This window comes from uncultured Solobacterium sp. (assembly GCF_963550625.1).
Classification (GTDB): domain Bacteria; phylum Bacillota_I; class Bacilli_A; order Erysipelotrichales; family Erysipelotrichaceae; genus Bulleidia.
In genome coordinates this window covers 216350-239772 of record NZ_CAUVCV010000002.1, presented here as the reverse complement: position 1 = coordinate 239772, position 23423 = coordinate 216350, and the positions used below count along the sequence as shown (strand labels likewise).

The window sequence follows — 23423 nt, the reverse complement described above, 5'->3', positions numbered from 1 at the left end:
AAATCAATTTCATATGAAATTCCTCCCTTTAGTTAGGTATGATATCAAATGCATAATAGATTTACAATAATGAAATTTATTAATTTTTAAACTTTTCTTTAATATGAATTATAATAAAAACAGTTAGATAATTCGGAGGTGAATTATATGAAAAAAGTTGCAGCGTTTTTCGATATTGATGGAACAATCTATCGTGAAGGTTTGATTACAGAAGTATTCAAAAAGATGGTAACGCATGAGATAGTTTCCGCTTCCCGTTGGACTGATGAAGTTAAGCCTGCTTATATGGCATGGGATCGTCGTATGGGTGATTATGATAATTACTTACAAAAGATGGTAGAAATCTTTAAAGAGACCACAAAGGGAATCTCTGCAGTACATATTGAACATATTGCACAGAAGGTTATCGAGCAAAAAGGTGAACGTGTTTACCAGTTCACAAGAAAAGAAATTGAACGTCATCGTAGACAAGGACATCTGTTAATTGCGATTTCTGGTTCACCAGAACCACTCGTCAAAGAGATGGCTGAGAAGTATAAGTTTGATGACTTCCGTGGCACACAATATCTAAAGGATGCACAGGGAATATACACAGGTGAAGTTGTTCCTATGTGGGATAGTGTCTCAAAAGAAAAGGCAATCCTGACATTACAGAAAAAGTATGACTTAGACTTGCAAGCGTGTTATTCCTATGGAGATACCAATGGTGACTTTACAATGTTTAAGAATACAGGTCATCCATGTGCTATCAATCCAACACGAGAATTATTACACCGTATTCAAGAAGATGAAGAGTTATGCAAGCGCATGCGTGTTGTAGTAGAAAGAAAAGACGTTATTTATAACATTGATATCAATAATTTGCATCTAGAGTAGAAGGATAAAGAAATGAGTCGACAGGAATTAATCAACCAACTACAAATATATCAACCATGGAACGAACAAGAAGAAGCTGATCGTAAAGTTATGCTTGAGTTATTACAAACAACGGATGATATCTTTTATCGTACCAACTTACTAGCACACTTTACCGCATCTGCGTGGGTGTTAAATAAAGCACATACACATGTACTGATGGCATTTCATAATATCTTTCAGAATTATGCTTGGCTTGGTGGACACGCAGATGGAGAAGAAGACCTTCTTTCAGTTGCCCTAAGAGAAGTAAAAGAAGAAAGTGGAATTCATACTGTTAAACCAATCAAAGAAGATATCTTTTCGCTAGAGACGATTGAAGTAAATGGACATGAGAAAAATGGTAAGTATGTCCCAAGTCATCTGCACTTAAATGTAACCTATCTATTAGAAGCTGATGATACAGAGAGTTTACATATCAAGCAAGATGAAAATAGTGCAGTCAATTGGTTTCCAATTGATCAAGTGATTGATGTTGTTCATGAGCCATGGATGGTAGAACGTATCTATAAAAAACTGAATCAAAAACTGAAAGAAGGCAACTATGAAGGTTAATTTACTAGATGTCATCGACGCAATTGATACAGTTAGTGAAGATGAAACCTATTTTTACAGTATTCAGGATGAAGAAATTGTATATGCACTAGATGATGGTGAAGATGATGAATTCTTTATTCCACTTCCTACAAAAGAAGTGAATGATTATCAAAATATGGTTAACTTTACAGAGACAATTGAAGATGATAAAAAACGTGATTGGTTTGAGAATGCAATCCATGGCAAAGGTGCTTTTAGACGCTTTCGTGCTACACTAGAGCGCTTTGGTATGGAAACAGAATGGTATGACTATCTAGAGGCCAGTCACAGGGAACTTGCAATCGAGTGGTGTGAACAACACGGAATTGTCTATGACACATCAGTACGACATGAAGAAGTAGATGATGATTGGGATGAAGAGGATGTCGTTGTTGAGAAAGAACCAATCAAACAGGTTCAGATACCACTTCGTTTTGTACATATTGATGAAGATAACTATATGAGTGCGCTATCACTCTGTGATACTTATCTACAGGAATTAGATCAGTATGCAGGTATTTCCTCTTCAAGTGATTATGACCGTGCACAAAATTATCTAGAAGAAGCACTGGAAGAAAAAGAAATCTATGTACTCAGTGACCATGGTCGATTTATTGCCATGGCAATCTGTAGAATGAATGGTTGTGTAACAACGATTACAGACTTATGTGTTGTCAAAGACAAACGTCGAAGTGGTGTGGCTCGTAAGCTTATTAGCGAGATTCAAAAACAGGAGGTTCAACCACTCCAATTTGAAGTACCTACAAATAATCCAACCATGCATGCATTCTTGCAGGCAATTGGCTATGCAAAAATTATTCATACAACATATACAAAATAAAAAGGAAATCGAAAGATTTCCTTTAATATAGGTTATTTAAATATCTTACAAGTCTTTGACCCATACCATATAATTCAGCACTACCGTTATTGTTGTTTGCACTGATACAGAAGGAATAACGATCTGTAAATCCCATCATATAGCTATGGATACGATCATTTGCACATTCTGCAGTGCCAGTTTTAGCATATACCATGCCATAACTACTTTCTGTTAAACCATATTCTAAGGCAGCACTATGCATATATTCCTTCAGTTTCTCATTAACACTGTGAGTTGTGGTTGTACTTAAGGAATTCTTTGAGGAACGATAGAGTGTTCTTCCATCTGATTGAATAGACTTTACAATATGTGGTTGTAACATTACACCATCATTTGCGATTGCTTGTGCCATCATCGCAATATGAAGGGGAGTGATGGTTGTATTGCCTTGTCCAAACGCTGTCTGTGCAAGTTCAGCGTTATCGTTGTTGCCGATGTTGTAACTGGAATGAATGGTATCTAGATAAGGAATAGTAATATCTTTTCCTACCATAAATGCATTCATCATTTTACTAAGTTTATCTGCTCCTACACGGATTCCTAAATCCGCAAAATAACAGTTACAGGATTTCGCAAGGGCTGTATTCATATCAAGGTTGCCGAATACTTGATTTTGAAAATTGGTAATCACAAAGTCACTACCTGCAGGAATGTAACTACCAGTATCGTTAAACTGTAAGAAGCTATCGTCTAGGTTTTCATCTTCCTGCATGGTTAGGGCAGCTGCTGCAGTAATGACTTTAAAGGTACTACCTGGTGGATCTTTTTCGAATGTTCCACGACGGAATTGTGATTCCGCAATATTACTTGCAAGCATACTATCTGGGTCATTCACATTAAAGTCTACTGTACTCTGCGAACTCAAACAGAGGATTTCTCCTGTTTGATTATCTAATACGGTAATACTTCCTTCCATACCGTCTAATAATTGATAGGCATAGTTTTGTAATTCTGTCTTTGTAGTCAGTTTTACAAGTGCTCCTTGATTGTTTTGATCAAGGTGAAAGAGGAGATAGTCTTTTAGATTACCGCGTAAGCCATAACTATTTTGATGATGCTCATTGACGGAATAATAACCAAGTAGCCATGCATAACTTAGATTTTGTGGATAGTCTGCAGTTGCTCTTGTCTCTACTGCCGCATTACCAAGGATGGTATTTCCATCACGGTCAATGAAAGTCCCTTCAATCGCATAGGATTTAATCGCATCGTAAATAATCTGATATTTTGTTTTATTTGCGTTTGCATTAGTACGTGGATTGATTAAATACTTATAGGCAAAAAATGAGGTAAACATCAAACTGACAATAATACATCCGACTTCTACGAGTCGTATTCTAGTCATTGAGATCGATTCTGGAGAACGCTTGTTCGTCATCGTTGTCGTCACCTCCTTGTTTGAAATCATCATTTTCAAATTCTTCTTCACGCTCTGACATCTGTAGTAATATTCCCGCAAAGAAGAAGACGATTGCTTGATAGGTTCCACCACGTGATAAAAATGGGATAGGTAAACCTGCAAGTGGAATGATATTACATGAACCTAGTATCACAAGCATCGCTTGCATAAATAATAGGACTGTTGCGCCATACGCTACAACCGCATCTTGCTTATCTGTCTGTATCAAACGTCGACTTAATTCACTACCACGAATACCTACTTGAAGTAATAGGAATACAACGATAAAGCCTGAAGGCATACCAAACGAATTGACTAATGTCACAAAAGCCATATCACTTTCAGGAACTGGAATCGCTGTAAAGTTAACAGTATTACCAAATAATCCAGACATCCATAATGCTCGCTTTCCTTGGAATAATTGGTAACCTGCACCATATGGATCAGAGTTGATATTTGCGGTAATCGAGAAACGTAAATAGATTTTACGAACAATAGGCCAAAGGATTCGAGTAATCGCATTTAGGTTTCCTGCAGCTGCACTAGGCGCAATTATCTTATAGAGCATAAATAAGATTACAATCGAAGAAATTGTCGCAATCGCTATTGTTAAAAGATAGATTCTCTTTTTTCTGCCTTTCTCCATGAAAATATACAACATGGAAAGGTGTAAGAAATAGAGAATATAGAATGAACCAAGCTCATGAATCAAGACAGATCCAATAAAGTTAATGATAAAGAATACACTAGAAAGAATTAAAATCGAACGATTTGAATAAGTCTTTCTAGCAGAGAATAATGAACTATAGAAAAGAATAGCAGTAATCTTAGCAAAGTCAGTTAACTGTAACGATATAGAACCAATCCTAATCCAAGCAGTTGTACCATAGCCATTCGTATCCTGTCCAAAGAATAGAAGGGCTATGTAAAGACAGGCAGATACTATCAATAAGAAATAGGTTGTGTAGTTAAAGTTCAATGCTTTCCGTATCAAACGATACATGAGGATTAGAACAATCGCTATCGCAAGACCTGCAAAATACTTAATGATACTAAATTGTGAAATTACTTGGTATTGCGCATCGATAATGACCTGTAACGCAATTCCAATCGCCGCAAGTCCTGTAAATGCCGCAAATAAACGCATATCTGCAGCTTTGTTATAGAAATACGTACCAGCGAAGGCAATTACCAACAATAAAGGTACTAAAGTTGTTAAATATTGAATGCCAGCGTTCATTGATTTCCAAAAGACAAATCCACCTAATAGAAATGTAAACAGGATGGCAGTTATCATCCATATCGCATCCTTACCAGAACGTGTATCGATTTCTTCCGTTTCTTGGGAAAGGTTCTTTTTAAAAAACATAGTATGCTCCTTAATATGAATAAGAATAACTTTTTTAAAGAAAAGTCGCAAGTAAACGAAAAATAAGAGTCACAGTATCGAATTTTTATAGTGAAAAGGCTATACTGATGTTAAGTGATTTCAAAATTAAATATCATTGTTAGGAGGATATATCATCATGGAAAAGACACTATTTGGAAAGAAATTCAGTGGGGAAGATATCTATCTCTATAGCTTAGAAAATGAGAAATTTAAGGTACAGGTAACGGATTATGGTGCTACACTTGTTGCCTTTATTGATAAAGAAAGTGGTAAGGATATTGTGCAAGGATATACAACTGCAGAACAATACCAAATGGAGGATACATTCTTAGGCGCTTCTGTAGGAAGAACAGCTAACCGTATAGGAAAAGGAAAGTTCTCTTTAAATGGAAAAGAATACACATTATTTATCAATAATAATGGCAACTGTAATCATGGTGGTAAAGAGGGCTTTGATAAGAAGATGTACACCGTTAGTTCAACAGAGGACTCAATTACATTTTCGCGTGTATCCCCGGATGGTGAAGAAGGATACCCTGGTAATCTAGACTATGCAATTACATATCGTTTATCTAATCAAGGCTTACATATCGAAACAACTGCCACTACTGACCAAGACACTTTATTTGCATATACCAATCATGCATACTTTAATCTAAGTGAAAGTGAGTCTATTCTTGATCATACTCTCGTCATTCCTACAGATTACTATGCATTATTAGATGAAACATGCTTAACAAAGCCAGAATTTCAAGCAGTAGAGAACACTGCCTTTGACTTCCGTCAGGCAAAGAAGATTGGACAAGATATTAACCTTGATGACATACAACTTACATATGGCAAAGGTTACGATCATCACTTCCCAATTCTAAATGAAGGATTACGTACAATGGCAATTCTTTCTGATGGAAAGCTAGAACTAGAAATGGCATCGGATTATCCAGGTTTTCATCTATATACAGCCAACTGGTTAAATGGTGCAAGTGGTAAATATGGACATCATTATCCAGAGAGAAGTTCTGTATGTTTAGAAGCAGAATATCTACCAAATGGTATTAACTATCCAGGTATTGAGCCAAAGCCTATCATTCATGCAGGCCAAACACAAAAACATCGTATCGACTTTTTGGTTCGACATGTGAAATAGAGAGAAAAATGACTTATAATAAATATGTAGTAATAGGAGGCACAACATGGCAACAGTCAATGAATTAGATAAAAAGCGGATGCTAATGAAAAGAGATACAGATGAGCTAGTACGTGTACATGAAAACAACGCAGCATCTTCATGGCGTGCGACATACCATGTACAACCAGTAACTGGTTTAATGAATGATCCAAACGGATTTACTTATTGTAACAAGAAGTGGCATCTATTCTATCAATGGTTCCCATTTGGGCCAGTTCATGGCTTAAAGCACTGGTACCATGTCACAAGTCCAGATTTAATTCATTGGGAAAATCGTGGTGTAGCACTCTTACCAACAGGAAAATATGAAAATAGCGGCTGTTATAGCGGTACTGCAATTAGCGAAGGTGATACAATCTACTTTGCCTATACAGGAAACTACCGTGATGAAAACCGTGTACGTAGACCTCATCAGCTTCTAGCAACTCTAGAAGGTGATGAACAATACACAAAGGCAATGCGTCCTTTGATTACCCCTAATGAGAACTATACGGAACATCAACGTGATCCAAAGATTGTACGCATTGATGATATGTACTACATCTTCTTAGGTGCTCAGAATAAACAAGAACAGGGCGTTATTCTAGTTTATTGTTCTGATTCCATTTTGACAGATTGGAAATTTCTTGGGGAACTAAAAGTAAAAGGCTATGAGAATGGCTTTGGCTACATGGTTGAATGCCCTGATGTACAAAAGATAGGATTACATGATGTACTCATCTTTAGTCCACAGGGAATTGAACCAAGTGGAGATGAATTCCGCAATAAGTTCAATAGTGTCTATTTGATTGGTGATCTAGATTTAGAAACACTAACATTTACACCAGATGGACCTATGCAAGAGCTTGACCGTGGTTTTGATTTCTATGCACCACAATGTGCTTCACAGAATGTTTATTCCGATTGTTCAATCATGTCCGCATGGTTTGGTGTTCCAGATTATATATATCCACCAACAGATGAAGAAGGTTGGTCAGGTTTACAAACCTTTACACGTGAGTTAACGATACGCAAAGGTAAGCTCTATCAAACACCAGTAAGAGGCTTTGAATCTTTAAAGAAAGATGAACTCTTCTGTGCAAAGAATGGTGAAATCATCAGTGATAACCTACACGGACAAATGCCAAATAGTGCAATCATCCGTATTGAAAATCCTGATGCTGAATCATTAGATTTAAATCTATTCTCACGCAACTACGTTATCGCAAGAGGATTTGCGATTTCCTACGAAAAGTATACAAAGCGTTTACGTATCGATCGTTCTGATTTAACAAATCAGTTAAATGTAGAATATGGTACAGACCGTCAAATCATCTTGGAGAATGGTTTAACTTCAATGGATATCTTCGTGGATCATAGTACAGTAGAAATCTTCGTCAATGAAGGTGAATATGTATTATCTGCTCGTATCTTCCCAACCAAGGAAGAACATATGATTCGTATGGGTGGCAAAAACCTCAATCTATCAATCTGGAGTACAGAGCCATCTGTTGATGACGCACCAGTATTCTTCGCAGAAAATCAATAAAGCAGGGAAACCTGCTTTTTTCAATGAATAGTTGAGAAATATCAATGAATCATCAATGAACAGTTGTACTATTAATCTATAAGATGTTTCTAGGAGGTGTAGTATGACACTAGGAAAAACAATTAAACAATTGCGGAAAGAAACATTCTTATCCCAAGAACAACTTGCCGCAAAACTTAACATCACTGCACAAGCAGTCTCAAAATGGGAGAATGAAGAATCTTATCCAGATATTTTCTTCTTACCAAAAATCGCTGCGATATTTGGCGTGAAGATTGATGAGCTATTTGAGTACGAAGAGGATAGTGCATATCAACAGATTGAAAATATGTTAAATCGTGAGCGCTACTTTACACATGCAGATTTTAGTAAAGCAGAAAGTTTCTTGTTAGAACAACTATCCACAAATCCAAATGATTTACATGCATTAACAGTACTTGGTGATTTATATCATGAATATGCAATTAGATTAGACGAGAAAGCAGCTAGCTATACCAAGCAAGCACTTGCGTTAAATCCAGATGATAAGTCTTTACATAATACATTCTATAATGCCATGCATGGTGGAAGACTCGATTGGAATGTCGCAAATCATAGTGCATTAATTCAGTATTATCAAAACTTCATTCAAGAACATCCAACCATCACACGTGCATATTTGTATCTATTAGATAATTTGATTGATGATGGTAGACTTGATGAAGCTGCTAAAGTACTAGAAAGACGTATGACAGTCATTCAAGATTGTTTCAATGATTTCTATCGCTTGTTAATAAGTGAGTCTATAAATGGCTTTCAAGCGACGCGCAAAGAGTATGATATGTATCTAGAAGAAAATCATGAGTGGCAGGCATATTTCTCGGTTGCAGGTAGATATGCAAGTCACGGTGAGTACGAGAAAGCAATTTCTTTATTTGAAATATCATTTGAGCTACAACCAAAGCCACGTTATATTGATCATCTAGAATCTATTGCACAACTGTATTTACGTATGTACAAAAAGAATGAAGCGATACATGCGTACAAACGTGAAGTACAGTTATTAAAAGAGGAATGGCATCAAGATGATTCTGCAGATGTACAAAGAGTGAAGGCTTTATTAACAAAGTGTAATTGAGAAGAAAAATGGATTGACCATATTGGCCAATCCATTTTTATAGTTCTGTAGATTTATTTTTCTGATTGAGACGTTCTTTGGCAACCGATAACATTAACTTAATACGGTTTTCTTGGTTAACCTTTGTAGCACTAGGGTCATAGTCAACAGCAGTGATATTTGCGTTTGGATATTTCGCACGGATACGATTGACGACACCTTTACCAGCAATGTGGTTCGGTAAACAACCGAATGGCTGTGCACAGACAATATTTTCATATCCTGTTTCGATTAGTTCAATCATCTCAGAAGTTAGTAGCCATCCTTCACCCATCTTAACACCAAGGGATAGGATACCATCAGGTTTCTTCATTAATTCCTTAAAGGACATAGGACCATGGAAGCCTGCGCTTTCCATGGCTTTCGCCATGGCGATACCGATGTTATCTAAGAAAGCTAAGATAAGATCAGCGACTTTACGTTTTACAAAAGGACCACCATAAATCTGTACGTCTAATGTAGCGTTAGCGACGCAGTATTCGATATATCCCATAAGTCCAGGCATATTCACTTCACAATCCTGTGATTCTAGGAAGGCGACTAAGTCATTGTTTCCCATTGGGGAGAACTTAACATAGATTTCTCCTACAACACCAACTTTTACTTTTGGTGTACGATTGACTGGAATTTTCGCAAAGTCATTTGCGATATCTTTGAAGCGACGCTTCATAGAGAAGATGGTGTAGTTCTTATTGTGGTTTAGCCAATCCTGTACTTGTGCTGTCCATTTGGCAACACAAGCAGCCGCATCACCCTTGTTGATTTCATACGGCTTTACTTGATTGTGTAATGCTGCAATTAAGTCACCGTATTCTGCTGCAGCTAAAACTTTGAGCAGAAGACGGAAACTCAGTGGCATAGAGGATCCTTTTTCAAGACCTGACGCATTTAGTGATGCGACAGGGATATAATCATATCCTGCTTTTACAAGTGCCTTACGTAATAACTTAATGTAGTTAGAGGCACGACATCCACCACCTGATTGAGAAATCAATAGGGCAGTGTGCTGTAGGTCATATTTACCACTGTTTAGGGCATCTAAGAACTGACCGATAATTAATAATGCTGGATAACATGTATCATTGTGTACATACTTTAAACCAAGCTGGGCAACTTCTGCACCAGAGTTTTCTAGCATGACAATACGATAGCCTTCACTTTCCATGGCAGCCTTTATTGCCGCAAACTGCATTGGGGCCATGTTAGGCGCAAGAATCGTATGTGTTTTTAACATGTCTTTTGTAAAGTTGGGTGTCATGTATTCCATTAGGCTTGTTCCTTTCTTTCGTCTAGAGCGGCGAATAATGAACGTATACGGATATTGACGGCACCGAGGTTGGTGATTTCATCAATCTTTAACTGTGTATACAGTTTATTTCCTTCTTGTAAGATTTCCTTTGTTTCATCGGAAGTAACGGCGTCAAGACCGCATCCGAAGGACACAAGTTGGATTAAGTCCATATCTGCATGGTTAATACAGTATTTGGCAGCAGCGTAAAGACGGCTGTGATAGGACCATTGGTTTAAGACAGAAGTATCAAACTTTTGAACTAAGTTAGAGATACTGTCTTCTGTAATGACGCAAGCACCATGTTGAATAATTAACTTATCAATACCATGGTTTACTTCTGGGTCAATGTGATATGGACGACCTGCAAGAACGATAATACGCTTACCTTCATTGCGAGCTTCTGTAATCATACGCTCTGCTTCTTTACGTGTATCTTCCATATGTTTGCGATATGCAGTATATGCAGATTCAATTGCGTTTTGGATATCCGCAGTCTTTAAATCTGGATAGTACTTCTGCATAATCTTAGGCATCAATCGAACAAAGTCTTTGCGTTGTTCTAGGTTGAGATATTCATAGATGAACTTTGTATTTTCAAGTTCACGAATATTACCAGCTAGAACTTCAGGGTAGTAGGCAACGACAGGGCAGTTATAGTGATTATCACCTAAGCCTTCATCGATGTTGTAACTCATACATGGATAGAAGATGGCATCTACATCTTTCTTGAGTAAAGCCATGATATGACCATGTGTTAACTTTGCTGGGAAACATACTGTATCACTAGGGATAGAGCCTTGACCTGCTTGGTATAACTTACGGTTACTAAATGGACTGACAACGACCTGGAAACCTAAGTTTGTAAAGAAGGCATGCCAGAATGGTAAAAGTTCATACATGTTAAGAACCATAGGAATACCAATCTTACCACGTGTACCAGTACCAGGATTTTTCATCAATTGATTGAGTTGTTGTTGCTTGTATGCATATAAGTTGAGGTTATCATCGTTGGATTTACCAGTAACAGGACGATCACAACGGTTACCTGTGATAAAGCGTTTGCCATCCTGGAAGACACTGACAGTCATCTGGCAGTGGTTACCACAAAGACCACACTGAACGTTTTGAACCTTCTGTGTGAAGTTGTTGAGTTCTTCTAGTGTAAGGATGGAAGAAATTGTGCCAGGCTTACTGTGCTCTTTACCATGTAAAGCAGCACCATAGGCACCCATTAAACCAGCTATATCAGGACGTACAACGTCTACACCCATCTCTTTTTCGAAGGCACGTAATACAGCTTCGTTATAGAATGTACCACCTTGTACAACAATCTTCTTACCAAGTTGTTCAGGGCTTGAAGTACGAATAACTTTATATAACGCATTCTTAACGACAGAAATGGAAAGACCAGCAGAGATACAGTCAAAGCCTGCACCATCTTTCTGTGCCTGCTTAACGCTGGAGTTCATAAATACTGTACAACGGCTACCAAGGTCAACTGGCTGCTTTGCAAAGAGTGCTTCTTGTGCAAAGTTCTTAACGCTATAGCCAAGTGCTTCAGAGAATGTCTGTAAGAATGATCCACAACCAGATGAACAAGCTTCATTTAAGAAGATGTCAGAGATTGCGCCATTTTCAATCTTAAAGCACTTCATATCCTGACCACCGATATCGATGATGAAGTCTACATCTGGCATAAAGTGTTTGGCAGCTGTAAAGTGTGCAACAGTTTCTACAAGACCAAAGTCAGTATGTAATGCATGTGTCATTAAAGCTTCACCATAACCAGTTGTCGTTACAGATTGAATCTTTAGATTTGGATGTGCTTCATATAAACCCTTTAAGACTTCAATTACGATAGGTAGTGGGTTACCACTGTTAGATTGGTAGTCTGTATAAAGTAGGTTTGCGTTATCATCGATGACTGCTACTTTGATAGTTGTCGAACCAGAGTCGATACCAATATGAACAGGGCCAGTATTTTCATCAAAGTCTACGCGTGGAACACTAGCCTTAGCATGACGTTTCTTAAATTCGTTATATTCTTCTACGTTATTAAATAGGGCAGGTAAACTTGCGTATGTTGCAGTTTTACCATAGTTGGCTAAGCCTTTGACAACATCATCAAAGACAACTTCCTTATCTGCGTAATAAGCAGCACCTAGGGCAACATATAAAAGACTGTTTTCAGGACAGATACCTTCAATCTTGAGTGTTTCGTTAAAACTATCACGTAAACACTTGGAGAATGTAAGTGGTCCACCTAAGTATAAAATGTTACCAGAGATAGGACGTCCTTGGGCAAGGCCGGCAATGGTCTGGTTAACAACTGCTTGGTAAATAGAAGCCGCAATATCACTAGCTAAAGCACCTTGGTTAATTAAAGGCTGTACGTCACTCTTTGCGAATACTCCACAACGAGCCGCAATTGTATACTTACGTGTTGCTTGTTGGGCAGCCTTATCCATCTCATCGGCACTCATCTTTAATAGGGTAGCCATCTGGTCGATGAAGGCACCTGTACCACCAGCACAAGAACCATTCATACGAACTTCGGTACCATTTGTTAAGAATAAGATTTTGGCATCTTCGCCACCAAGCTCGATGATACAGTCAGTACCAGGGTTTAAACGGTTCGCCGCAACGCGGTCCGCAAATACTTCCTGTACGAAACTAACACCACAACTATCGGCTAATCCCATTCCGGCAGAACCGGAAATCGCAAAGTATGCTTTCTTACCTTTTAAATATGTATCATTTAAAGACGTTAACAGTTCACGTGTTTTTTCAAGAATGTGACTGTAATGTCTTTCATAAGCGGAATAGATGATTTGATCATTCTCATCCAGTACAACGCACTTGATGGTTGTTGATCCGATATCCATACCAATACGCATAGTAGATCCTCCTCTAAGTCTAAAAATGCAAAAAGCCGTGTATGTCCACGCCTTATAATTGTCATTTGTCATCAATTTTAATAATTTCTAGCTAAAAAAACAATGAAAATGCAATGAGATGTTACAAAAATGAAATATCCAAGCAAGATAAATTGATGTACAATAAAGCAAAATGAAAGGATGAAAAAATTATGAAAGCACCATTTTCAGAATATTTAAATACACTTGCGCCAAGTTTAAAACAATTAGTATCTAAACTAGGCAAAGATTATGATTATGTCAGTGTTCTTTCGACAGATTCTAAGGGCTTTGCGATTCGCATCTCTCAACAGGTGAAAGTTATTAGTTCTTCCAATCTAACGACAGAACGCGGTAGTGTTGTACGTGTCTATAAAGATGGTTTATATAGCGAATACGCATTTAATCATTTTGATGCGGAATCTATCGAGGAAACTTACCACAAGATTAAAAAAGAACTCGATGCACAACTAGCAGTATTAAAACTTACTAACACTGCTGTATTCAACACAAAGAAGTTAGAGGATGAACCACTCACACTCTTTGTGGAAAAGGAATGCGAACAATTACCTGAAAATACAGATATTGAAAAGTTAGTAAATGACTTAAACTCTTATTCCCTTGAGGCAATCAGTAAGGATGAACATGTTGTTGACTGTATGGTGATCGCACAATCCACGCACGTGTCAAAGTTATTTTTAACAGCTAATCGTGATTTACGACAGAGCTATGTGTATTGCGAAGGTGTAGTCGCACCTATCATCGTGATGGATGGCAAAAACGAAATTGGCTATCAAGGATTATCAGCTTTAGGTGGACCTGAAGTATTTACACACTTAAAGGATAAGATTGATTATGCAGTTACATTCGCAAAAGAAGTATTAACTGCTGACCCAATCGAACCAGGTGAATATGAAATTATCACGACACCAGAAGTATCAGGACTTATCGCACATGAAGCGTTTGGCCATGGTGTAGAGATGGACATGTTCGTTAAAAACCGTGCACTTGGTAAAGACTTTATCGATAAGCGAGTAGGTAGTGAACTGGTAACCATGCATGAAGGTGCACTCTGTGCAGAGAACGTAACTTCCTTTGCGTTTGACGATGAAGGAACACTTGCGGGAGATGTTGTGGAAATCGAAAACGGTATCTTACGCAGTGGTATCTGTGATGCCTTAAGTGCACTACGCTTAGGCGTAAAGCCAACTGGTAACGGTAAGCGTCAAAACTATGAACATAAAGTTTATACACGTATGACAAATACTCTCTTTGATTCAGGTACAGATAAGGTTGAAGATATGATTGCGTCTGTGAAACATGGATACTTACTTGAAGGTATGTCCTCTGGTATGGAAGATCCAAAGCACTGGGGTATTCAATGTATCCTCAAACTTGGCCGTGAAATCAAGGACGGCAAGTTAACAGGTAAGATTGTAGGACCAGTTATCATGACAGGTTACGTTACAGAAGTATTAGGTAATGTTTCAATGGTATCTGGAGACCGTGGTGTCTATGGTTGTGGTGCTTGTGGTAAGGGCCACAAGGAATGGGTTAAAGTCAGTGATGGCGGACCATATTTAAAGACGAAAGGAAGATTAGGCTAATGTTAGAGAAGATTATTGAAATTCTAAAAGAATCTAAAGCTGATGCTTGGGAAATCACAGACACAAAAACACGTGGCTGGGAATTCTACTTCATTCGTCATGACTTAGACCAAAACCGTGCAAAAGATGTAGAGCACATTAGACTGACAGTACACCGTTCTTTAGATAACGGTGAAGCACTTGGTAGTGCAAGTGATGAAATCAATCCAACAGATTCCATTGAAGACATCAAGCGTAAAGTAGATCAACTTATCTACACTGCAGGCTTTGTCAAAAATAAGGCATATACCCGTGTAAAGCCAAGCAAGGAAGTAGTATCTAATCAAAAGACAGTTGATATTGCAAAGGTTGCGGAAGACTTTATTACAACAATGCGTTCGATTCATGAAACAGAAACAGAAGATATCAACAGCTATGAAATCTTCGTTAATGAAGTAGAACGTCGTTATGTAAACTCTGAAGGCGTAGACCTATGTGAGACCTATCCAAACTCCATGGTAGAAGCAGTTGTCAATGCCCGCAAAGATGGCCATGAAATTGAACTTTATCGTATGTACAACTCTGGAGGTTGCGATAAAGAAGGTTTAACACGTGATGTCACGAAGACATTACAGTATGGTAAGGACCGTCTGAGTGCAGTACCTACACCTAAATTACCAAAGATGGCTGTTATCTTTAGTACAAGCGATTCTACAAGTATCTATCAATACTTCATTCAGAAGTTAGCTGCAGCTAGTGTATATCGTAAGCTTAGTGATTGGAAGATTGGCGAAGCCATCGCACAAGATGTAAAGGGCGACAAGGTAACACTGAAGACAGTGAAGGAACTACCAAACTCCTCTGAAAACTTCAACTACGATGATGAAGGTGCACCAATCCGTGAAGTAACACTCTTAGACGCAAACGTTCCTGCACAATACTGGGGTGGCTGTATGTTTGCTAGCTATATGAACCTCAAGGATAGCTTCAAGATCTCTAACGTGGTTGTCTCAGGAGGTCAAAAGGATGAAGCGACACTTCGTACAGGTAAGTATTTAGAAGTTGTCGAATTCTCTGATTTCCAAGTTGATCCAGTCACAGGAAATGTCTTTGGTGAAATCCGCCTAGGATACTTACATGATGGAGATAAGGTAACGGTTGTTTCTGGAGGATCTTTATCTGGAAGTATGAATGACTATGTAAAAGAACTATACATGTCCAAGGAGACAGTACAGTACAATAACCTAGTCGTACCATCCGTAACACGCTTAGAAGGCATGACAGTTACAGGTGCTGAATAAACAAAATGATTCCTATTAGATCATAACGAAAGTTATGGTCTTTTTTTACACTTTAAAAAAATATGATAATCTCAAATGACAAAATAAAAGATACTTGATACAGTTAGTTTGTTGATACTAACAGGAGGTGTCTGACATGAAAGAATATTTGAATAATGTAAATGATGAAAAACTAAAAACAGTTTTTGAAGTACGCAATGCATATGATGCAGGAAAGCTTACAATGGATGAAGCACGTGCAATTCTCAAAGAGAAGGTGCAGTCTTTAGAACCATATGAAGTAGCCCTAATTGAACAAGAGTTGAAAGAAGAAATCGATGATCAATGCCGTAAGGAAGACATCCAAGCGATGTTAGACTTATTTGATGGCATCTTAAATACAAGTAAACCAAATTTGCCTGAGACACATCCTATCGCATGTTACTATCGTGAAAATGAGAAGATGAAGGAACTCTTACTATCCGTAGAGGACCTTATGCAATACCCAGTTATCAAGAATCAATGGTTTGAATTATATGACCAGATGATTCAGTGGCGTAAGCATCTTTCTCGCAAGCAGAATCAGTTGTATCCAGTGCTTGAGAAGAAAGGCTTCACACGTCCTACAACAACGATGTGGACATTAGATGACTTTATCCGTGATGAAATCACACAAGCTTATAACTTAATCAAAGAAGGCAAGGAAGATGAATTCATCGAACTACAAAGTACAGTTGTAGCAGACGTTAGAGACTTAATGCAGAAGGAAGAAACAGTACTCTATCCAACATCCTTAGCTTTAATCTCTGATGAGGAATTTGAGCATATGAAGTCAGGTGACCAAGAAATTGGTTTTGCGAATATCACAGTTGAACCAACAAAGACAGAAACACCAGCATCTTCAAAACCAACAGAAGGATTTACAAATGAACTTGCAAGCCTTCTTGGCAAATATGGATACCACATCGGTAATGACCAAGAGTTTGATGTAAAGACAGGTAAGATGACACTTGAACAAATCAACTTGGTATATCAACATATGCCAGTTGACTTATCATACGTTGATGAAAATGAAATTGTACGTTTCTACACAGACACAAAGCACCGTGTATTCCCACGTTCTAAGAACGTTATCGGTCGTGATGTAAAGAACTGTCATCCAAAGAAGAGTGTTCATATCGTTGAAGAAATCATCGAAAAGTTTAGAAGTGGTGAACAAAATGAAGCTGAATTCTGGATTAACAAACCAGAAATCTTCATCTACATCAAGTACGTTGCGGTAAGAGATGAAGACGGTAAGTTTAGAGGTATCCTAGAAATGATGCAGGATTGCACACACATCCGTGCATTAACAGGTTCCCAAACACTATTGACATGGTCTAACCAAGAACATGGTATCGTAGAAGAAGAACAACCTGCACCAGTCGAAGAAAAGCCAGTAGCTACAAGTTCTTCTAAGATTGATCCTGAAAGCATTACACCAGAGACTAAGCTAAAGGATTTATTGGATGCTGACCCAAATCTAAAGCAGTATCTCTTTACAATCAGTGATAAGTTTAGAGCACTTGATACTCCACTAGCGAGAATTATGTTGCCAAAGGCTACCGTGGAAAAGATGTCTGAGCGTACGGGTGTAGCACTAGACGAAATCATTGCTAAGCTAAAACAATACTTCCAAAAGTAATCTAAGCAGGAGTTTGATAACTCCTGTTTTTCTTTTCTGTTAGGAAAGAAAAAATAATACAGACTTATCACAGGAATAGTCTATACTGTAAGTAACAAACATTGCGTTATAAGTGCCATCAGATAGTTGCTGGGTGTATGATAAACGCAATGAAATAGGAGGAAATATCATGACATACGAAGAGAAACTACAACAATATAAAGATTGGATATTTCGCCGTTCTGCATATCAGATGGCATTAGCAATCATTGGCATAGACAAACAGACAGTTGCACCATCCGCAGGAGCTGCTTATCGTGATGAACGTTCCGCATATCTTGCAGGAGAACTATTCTCGATTGAAACAGATCCAGCAATGGTTCAACTTTTAAAGGAATTAAAGGATGACCCACAGATTGATGGTGATAACAAACGTGCAGTAGAGCTCTACTACAAACAAGCAATGGATACAATGTGCATTCCAAAGGATGAGTTTGTCGCATATCAAAAACTACGTGATGAATCCTTTGATGCATGGATACAGGCAAAGTCACAATCAGACTATTCTATCTTTGAACCATACTTAAAGAAGATTATCGAAGTGAGTAAGAAGATGTATCGCTATCGCAATAGCGATAAGAATCTATACGATCAGATGCTTGATGACTATGAACCAGGCATGACACAAGAAAAGTATGACGCATTCTTTGCGGCACTAAAGGAAAGACTTGTACCACTGATTCAAAAGGTTACAAAGGCTAAACAAAAGAATGAAGCATTCTTACATCAAGAATTCCCAATTGAAGACCAAAAGAAATTCATGACACAATTACTTGAATATCTACACTTTGATTCATCATGGGGATATCAGAATGAATCTGAACATCCATTTACATCATGGACATGCGAAAATGATTGCCGTACAACTACAAAGTACGTTAAGAATGATGTTATCTCAGCAGTACTATCTACAGTTCATGAAGTAGGACATGCATACTATGAACATAATGTAGATCCTAAGTATGATGGCATGATTCTATCCGAAGGAATTTCCTCTGGTATGCATGAATCACAATCCAGATTGTGCGAAAACTACTTAGCACGTACAACAGCTTTCTGGAAATATCATTATCCAAAACTACAGGAAACATTCCCAACCCAGTTAGGTAATGTATCCTTTGAGGAATTCTATGAAGCTATTAACGTCGCAAAACCATCCTTCGTTCGTACAGAGGCAGATGAATTAACATATCCATTACACGTCTTAGTTCGCTATGAAATTGAAAAGGGACTCTTCAATGGAACAATCTCCACAGAAGGCCTAAATGAAACTTGGAATAAGATGTATAAGGAATACTTAGGCGTTGATGTACCAAATGATAAAGTGGGTATCTTACAAGACGTACACTGGTCTGATGGAAGCTTTGGTTACTTCCCAACATACGCATTAGGAACTGCATTTGCGGCACAATACATGCATGCAATGCATAAGGACTTAGATGTAGAAACATTACTAAGCAATAACCAATATGATGTCATCATGAACTGGCTCAAGGAACATATCCATAAGTATGGCTTTAGATATGAAGCACCAGAGTTAATGAAGATGGTAACAGGGGAAGAATTCAATGTGAATTACTACCTAGATTATCTTGAGGAGAAGTACACAAAACTATATAACCTATGAGAGAGCTAGAAGAAAAGATATTACAAGATGGTAAGGTTTTTCCAGGAAACATTTTAAAAGTAGATAGTTTCCTGAATCATCAAATTGATGTCGAGATACTCGATAAGATGGCAGATGAATTTTATCGTCTATACAAGGATGAAAAGATTACACGCATCCTAACGATTGAAGCTTCTGGTATTGCGGTAGCAGTACCAATTGCGCAACGTTTCCACGTGCCTGTTGTTTTCGCGAAGAAAGCAAAATCTAAAAATATCGGGGATGGTGTATATACTTCTCACGTTCATTCCTATACTTACAACAAGGACTTTACAGTAACGGTATCCAAAGATTATCTAAATGAAGATGATTGTATCTTAATCGTCGATGACTTTTTAGCAAATGGTTTAGCAGCAGATGGACTGATCGATATTACAAATCAAAGCGGCGCAAAAATTGTAGGACTTGGTATCTGTGTAGAAAAACTTTTCCAAGGTGGTGGCGAGAAGCTACGTAAACAAGGCTATCGTGTCGAAAGCCTTGCAAAAATTAAAAGTTTCGACAACAACAAAGTAAACTTTGAATAATTGTTTTATATTGCTATAAACAAGGAGAACATACAATGGAAAACTATGAACATCACATTCCGACCAAACTCTATTTTGGCAAAGGATCAATTTCATACCTAGCAGAAAGCTTAAACGAATACGGCAAACGCGTACTTCTTACCTATGGTGGAGGCTCGATTAAGAAAATCGGATTATATGATGAAGTCATGAAGATTTTAAACGAAGGTGGATTTACGGTTGTAGAATGTGCAGGTGTTGAACCAAATCCACGTATTGAAACAGTAGAACGCGGTTCTAAATTATGTAAAGAACACAACATCGATGTCATTTTATCTGTTGGTGGTGGTAGTACACTAGATTGTTCAAAGGCAATTGCAGTAGGCGCATATTACGAAGGCGATGATTATTGGCAGATGGTACTTGATTCACGCGGTACTTCCAAAGCATTACCACTCGTTGATATTTTGACACTCGCCGCAACAGGTTCTGAATTTGATGGTGGAGGTGTTATCTCCAACATGGCATTGAATAAAAAGATTGGTAGATCCTTTACATTCCCACAGGTATCCATCTGTGATCCAACATATACATACTCTGTATCTGCATACCAGACAGCTGCAGGTTCTGCAGATATTATGAGTCATATCATGGAAGGATATTTCTCAAGAACAGATGATTCAGACCTTTCTGAAGCTATCCAAGAGGGTGTATTAAAATCAGTGATTAAGAATCTTCCAATCGCATTAAAGGAACCTACAAACTATTCTGCACGTGCAAATCTGATGTGGGATTCATCGATTGCATGTTCTGGTATTCCAGAATATGGCAAGCTAGATACATACTGGCCATGTCATGCGATGGAACATGAATTAAGTGCATACTATGACATCACGCACGGAGTAGGTCTAGCGATTCTTACTCCAAGATGGTTAGAGTTTATCCTTTCAAAAGACCCAACGATTACACCACGTCTAGCAAAGTTTGCTAGAAATGTATGGGGACTAGAAGGTGATGATGAAACACTTCTAGCAAAACAAGGTATTCAAGCATTATATGATTTCTTCAAGTCCAACGGAATTCCAATGACACTAACAGAAGTTAACATTAATGAAGAACACTTCCAAGCAATGGCAGAGTCCGCATGTTCGCATGATCGATTAAAGCATGCATATGTTCCATTAACAGTGGAAGATGTAAAGAATATTTACCAGATGTGCCTATAAAATAACGTATATTTAAAAAGTGAACCTCATCGTTCACTTTTTTTACAGGTTAATAGATATTAACGTATATACAGAACAGTTTTATAAATATATTAAAAGAAAACTAATACTAAATCATATAAAATGCAAGCAGACTCTGGCTGACACGCACTTAAGCGATAAAAGGTTGCCACAGAATGCTTGCAATCAGACTATACAATAGGAATCATAAAAATACCAGTGTAGAAAGAAAAATGATTCCATATTATGACTTGTTCTCTAGTACTTCAAGTAAGTATGAAATATCATCTGCAGTTATTTCTTTGTTCAAACGATAGGACATATCAATGAATTGAGATATCGTGATAATATTTTTTTCTGTTTTTGCAAATGCAATAATGCCTTTGACATAGTTGTCATTATCCCATAATTTTCTGAGTTTCATTTCTAGTTCTTTGGTAGCGGTACTTTCAATCATATAATCTCCGTTTTCATGGATATTATTATAACACTATATAAATATCTAGCATGATAAGCTGGAAGCTCACTGTTTTATTGTGTGTTATGATAGTTCTATGTATTTTATACATGAATTAGGTAGGGTAATGATGATGAAGATATTAATAGTAGAAGATGATAAAGATATAGTTGCGGTCATCAGTGAAGAATTAAAACAATGGGGATATGAAACATATTCTATCCATGACTTTAATACAGTATTAGAAGAGTTTAGAGAACAAACACCTCAGTTGATTTTAATGGATATTACACTGCCATATTTTAATGGATATTATTGGACTCAAAAGATTCGTGAAGAGTCTAGCGTACCAATTATTTTTATATCATCACATAGTGATGACATGGATATGGTTATGGCAATGCAGTGTGGGGCAGATGATTATATAACTAAACCCATTAATATTCACTTAGTACGTGTGAAGATCCAAGCATTACTTCGTAGAACATATGATTATGCATTATCTACAGATAATTTAATCTTTGGTAATTTGAAGTTGAATTTATCGGCTGCCAAATTAGAAAGTAGTGAGAAATCTATTGATCTAACACATACAGAACTGTTGATTCTAGAGACTTTATTTAAAGCAAAAGGGGATATCGCAAAGCGTGATAGTATCATGGATCATTGTTGGCAGAGTGATAATTTTATCGATGATAATACTTTGGCAGTGAATATGACTCGTCTAAGAAAAAAATTATCAGAAATTGGGTTTGATGATTTGATTCAGACCAAAAAAGGAATTGGATACTATCTGAAAGAAGGTAAATAATACGATGAAATTAATCTTGGATTATATGAAAAGCCAAAGTGTCATCCTATTTGGATATCTTCTTGTCTGTATCGTATTTATCACTATTTCTGTACTAGCGACACTAGAGATAGAATATGTATTTCTAGGAATAGAGATATTGGGATTTATATTATTCAATTATTTAATTGTACATTGGTTTCAGTATCAAAAATTAAGTGATGTTAAGGATGATAATGAAAGACTATTAAATGAAAATAAAAATTTGAAAAGTGAAATGTTAAACCAGAAGGATGATTTGAATGCATATTTTTTAATGTGGCTACATCAAATTAAAACTCCTATGACTGTTAGTAAACTTCTGTTAGAAAAACCTGATGAAACTACAAATACGAAATTAAAAATGCAGTTAATGTATATAGAACAATATATCAATATGGCAATGAATTATCTAAAGATGATTGATTATTCTACTGATATGGATATTACACAGGTGAATCTAGATGATATTATCAAGAATCTATTGAAGAAATATTCATTGTTGTTTATTCATAATCATATTTCTCTAGAATATCAAAGTAATTTAACATATGTAGTTAGTGATAGTCAGTGGCTTACGATTCTTATCGAACAAATTTTATCGAATGCATTGAAGTATACAGAAAATGGAAAGATAACGATTCAATATCTTGAAGATAAACATGCATTAGAAATCAGAGATACCGGAATCGGCATACGCAGTGAAGATATTCCAAAGATATTTGATCGTGGATATTCAGGTTTTAATGGTCGAATGAATGAGAAGTCCAGTGGGTTAGGATTATATCTTGCTAGAAAGATTTCAGAAAGATTAAATATTCAAATCGAGGTAGAATCAAAACTATCGAAAGGTAGTGTCTTTCGATTGGTATTTCCTACTAACCTTACAAAAATGTAAGAATACAGGC

General features: G+C 37.2%; 19 protein-coding genes. 14 read left to right on the top strand and 5 right to left on the bottom strand.

Annotation, left to right across the window (positions count from 1 at the left end; all coding sequences use genetic code 11):
- Positions 1–147 precede the first annotated feature (147 nt).
- The 3 genes from RYK16_RS02750 to RYK16_RS02740 are packed head-to-tail and all read left to right on the top strand — an operon-like array spanning position 148 to position 2332.
- A complete protein-coding gene (locus RYK16_RS02750; protein ID WP_314850606.1) occupies positions 148–876 on the top strand; it encodes an HAD-IB family hydrolase in 729 nt (242 codons plus the stop codon).
- Positions 877–888: 12 nt separating this feature from the next.
- Positions 889–1470 (top strand): NUDIX hydrolase, encoded by a 582-nt coding sequence (locus RYK16_RS02745; RefSeq protein WP_314850604.1) that lies wholly within the window; start codon positions 889–891, stop codon positions 1468–1470.
- Positions 1460–2332, top strand: coding sequence for a GNAT family N-acetyltransferase (locus tag RYK16_RS02740; RefSeq protein WP_314850602.1), 873 nt, complete (start codon positions 1460–1462; stop codon positions 2330–2332). Before RYK16_RS02745 ends, RYK16_RS02740 begins: the two co-directional genes overlap by 11 nt.
- Positions 2333–2354: 22 nt before the next feature.
- Here the strand turns inward: RYK16_RS02740 and RYK16_RS02735 are convergent, their stop codons facing one another.
- Positions 2355–3752 carry a penicillin-binding transpeptidase domain-containing protein gene (locus tag RYK16_RS02735; protein WP_314850601.1) on the bottom strand — a complete coding sequence of 466 codons (1398 nt, stop codon included), beginning with the start codon at positions 3750–3752 and terminating at the stop codon, positions 2355–2357.
- Positions 3712–5142: an FtsW/RodA/SpoVE family cell cycle protein gene (locus RYK16_RS02730; RefSeq protein ID WP_314850599.1), complete on the bottom strand. Its 1431-nt coding sequence runs from the start codon at positions 5140–5142 to the stop codon at positions 3712–3714. The genes RYK16_RS02735 and RYK16_RS02730 overlap by 41 nt, the downstream gene beginning before the upstream one ends.
- A gap of 157 nt (positions 5143–5299) precedes the next feature.
- Between RYK16_RS02730 and RYK16_RS02725 the strand changes: the two genes are divergently transcribed.
- From RYK16_RS02725 to RYK16_RS02715, 3 genes are all read left to right on the top strand, one after another.
- Entirely contained in the window at positions 5300–6310 is a 1011-nt protein-coding gene (locus tag RYK16_RS02725; RefSeq protein ID WP_314850598.1) for an aldose epimerase family protein, read from the top strand.
- Between the two features lie 46 nt (positions 6311–6356).
- Complete coding sequence (locus RYK16_RS02720; RefSeq protein ID WP_314850596.1) at positions 6357–7880, top strand: sucrose-6-phosphate hydrolase; 1524 nt, start codon at positions 6357–6359, stop codon at positions 7878–7880.
- A gap of 103 nt (positions 7881–7983) precedes the next feature.
- The gene (locus RYK16_RS02715) at positions 7984–8997 is read left to right on the top strand and encodes a helix-turn-helix domain-containing protein (protein ID WP_314850594.1); all 1014 of its coding nucleotides are present in this window, start codon (positions 7984–7986) and stop codon (positions 8995–8997) included.
- A 37-nt stretch (positions 8998–9034) separates the two neighbouring features.
- Here the strand turns inward: RYK16_RS02715 and RYK16_RS02710 are convergent, their stop codons facing one another.
- Together RYK16_RS02710 and RYK16_RS02705 are read right to left on the bottom strand one after the other, a co-directional pair.
- The gene (locus RYK16_RS02710; RefSeq protein WP_314110380.1) at positions 9035–10303 is read right to left on the bottom strand and encodes a 2-hydroxyacyl-CoA dehydratase; all 1269 of its coding nucleotides are present in this window, start codon (positions 10301–10303) and stop codon (positions 9035–9037) included.
- On the bottom strand, positions 10303–13224 hold the full coding sequence (locus tag RYK16_RS02705) for an acyl-CoA dehydratase activase-related protein (protein ID WP_314850592.1): 2922 nt from the start codon (positions 13222–13224) through the stop codon (positions 10303–10305). Before RYK16_RS02705 ends, RYK16_RS02710 begins: the two co-directional genes overlap by 1 nt.
- Positions 13225–13415: 191 nt before the next feature.
- On the opposite strand from RYK16_RS02705, the gene RYK16_RS02700 reads away from it, so the two are divergent.
- The 6 genes from RYK16_RS02700 (at position 13416) to RYK16_RS02675 (ending at position 21229) form a co-directional block, all read left to right on the top strand.
- Entirely contained in the window at positions 13416–14849 is a 1434-nt protein-coding gene (locus RYK16_RS02700) for a TldD/PmbA family protein (protein WP_314850591.1), read from the top strand.
- Positions 14849–16129: a metallopeptidase TldD-related protein gene (locus RYK16_RS02695; protein WP_314850590.1), complete on the top strand. Its 1281-nt coding sequence runs from the start codon at positions 14849–14851 to the stop codon at positions 16127–16129. Before RYK16_RS02700 ends, RYK16_RS02695 begins: the two co-directional genes overlap by 1 nt.
- A 136-nt stretch (positions 16130–16265) precedes the next feature.
- Positions 16266–17792 carry a PAS domain-containing protein gene (locus tag RYK16_RS02690; protein WP_314850589.1) on the top strand — a complete coding sequence of 509 codons (1527 nt, stop codon included), beginning with the start codon at positions 16266–16268 and terminating at the stop codon, positions 17790–17792.
- Between the two features lie 169 nt (positions 17793–17961).
- Positions 17962–19458 carry a carboxypeptidase M32 gene (locus tag RYK16_RS02685; protein WP_314850587.1) on the top strand — a complete coding sequence of 499 codons (1497 nt, stop codon included), beginning with the start codon at positions 17962–17964 and terminating at the stop codon, positions 19456–19458.
- Positions 19455–20024 (top strand): xanthine phosphoribosyltransferase, encoded by a 570-nt coding sequence (locus tag RYK16_RS02680; RefSeq protein ID WP_314850585.1) that lies wholly within the window; start codon positions 19455–19457, stop codon positions 20022–20024. Before RYK16_RS02685 ends, RYK16_RS02680 begins: the two co-directional genes overlap by 4 nt.
- 35 nt (positions 20025–20059) lie before the next feature.
- Positions 20060–21229: an iron-containing alcohol dehydrogenase gene (locus RYK16_RS02675; protein WP_314850583.1), complete on the top strand. Its 1170-nt coding sequence runs from the start codon at positions 20060–20062 to the stop codon at positions 21227–21229.
- A gap of 244 nt (positions 21230–21473) precedes the next feature.
- Here RYK16_RS02675 and RYK16_RS02670 read toward each other — a convergent pair whose 3' ends face one another.
- Positions 21474–21686, bottom strand: coding sequence for a hypothetical protein (locus RYK16_RS02670; RefSeq protein ID WP_314850582.1), 213 nt, complete (start codon positions 21684–21686; stop codon positions 21474–21476).
- Between the two features lie 130 nt (positions 21687–21816).
- Between RYK16_RS02670 and RYK16_RS02665 the strand changes: the two genes are divergently transcribed.
- Both RYK16_RS02665 and RYK16_RS02660 read left to right on the top strand, forming a co-directional pair.
- Complete coding sequence (locus RYK16_RS02665) at positions 21817–22497, top strand: response regulator transcription factor (RefSeq protein WP_314850581.1); 681 nt, start codon at positions 21817–21819, stop codon at positions 22495–22497.
- 4 nt (positions 22498–22501) lie between these two features.
- Positions 22502–23413, top strand: a complete 912-nt coding sequence (locus tag RYK16_RS02660; RefSeq protein ID WP_314850579.1) for a sensor histidine kinase — start codon at positions 22502–22504, stop codon at positions 23411–23413.
- Positions 23414–23423: the final 10 nt, after the last annotated feature.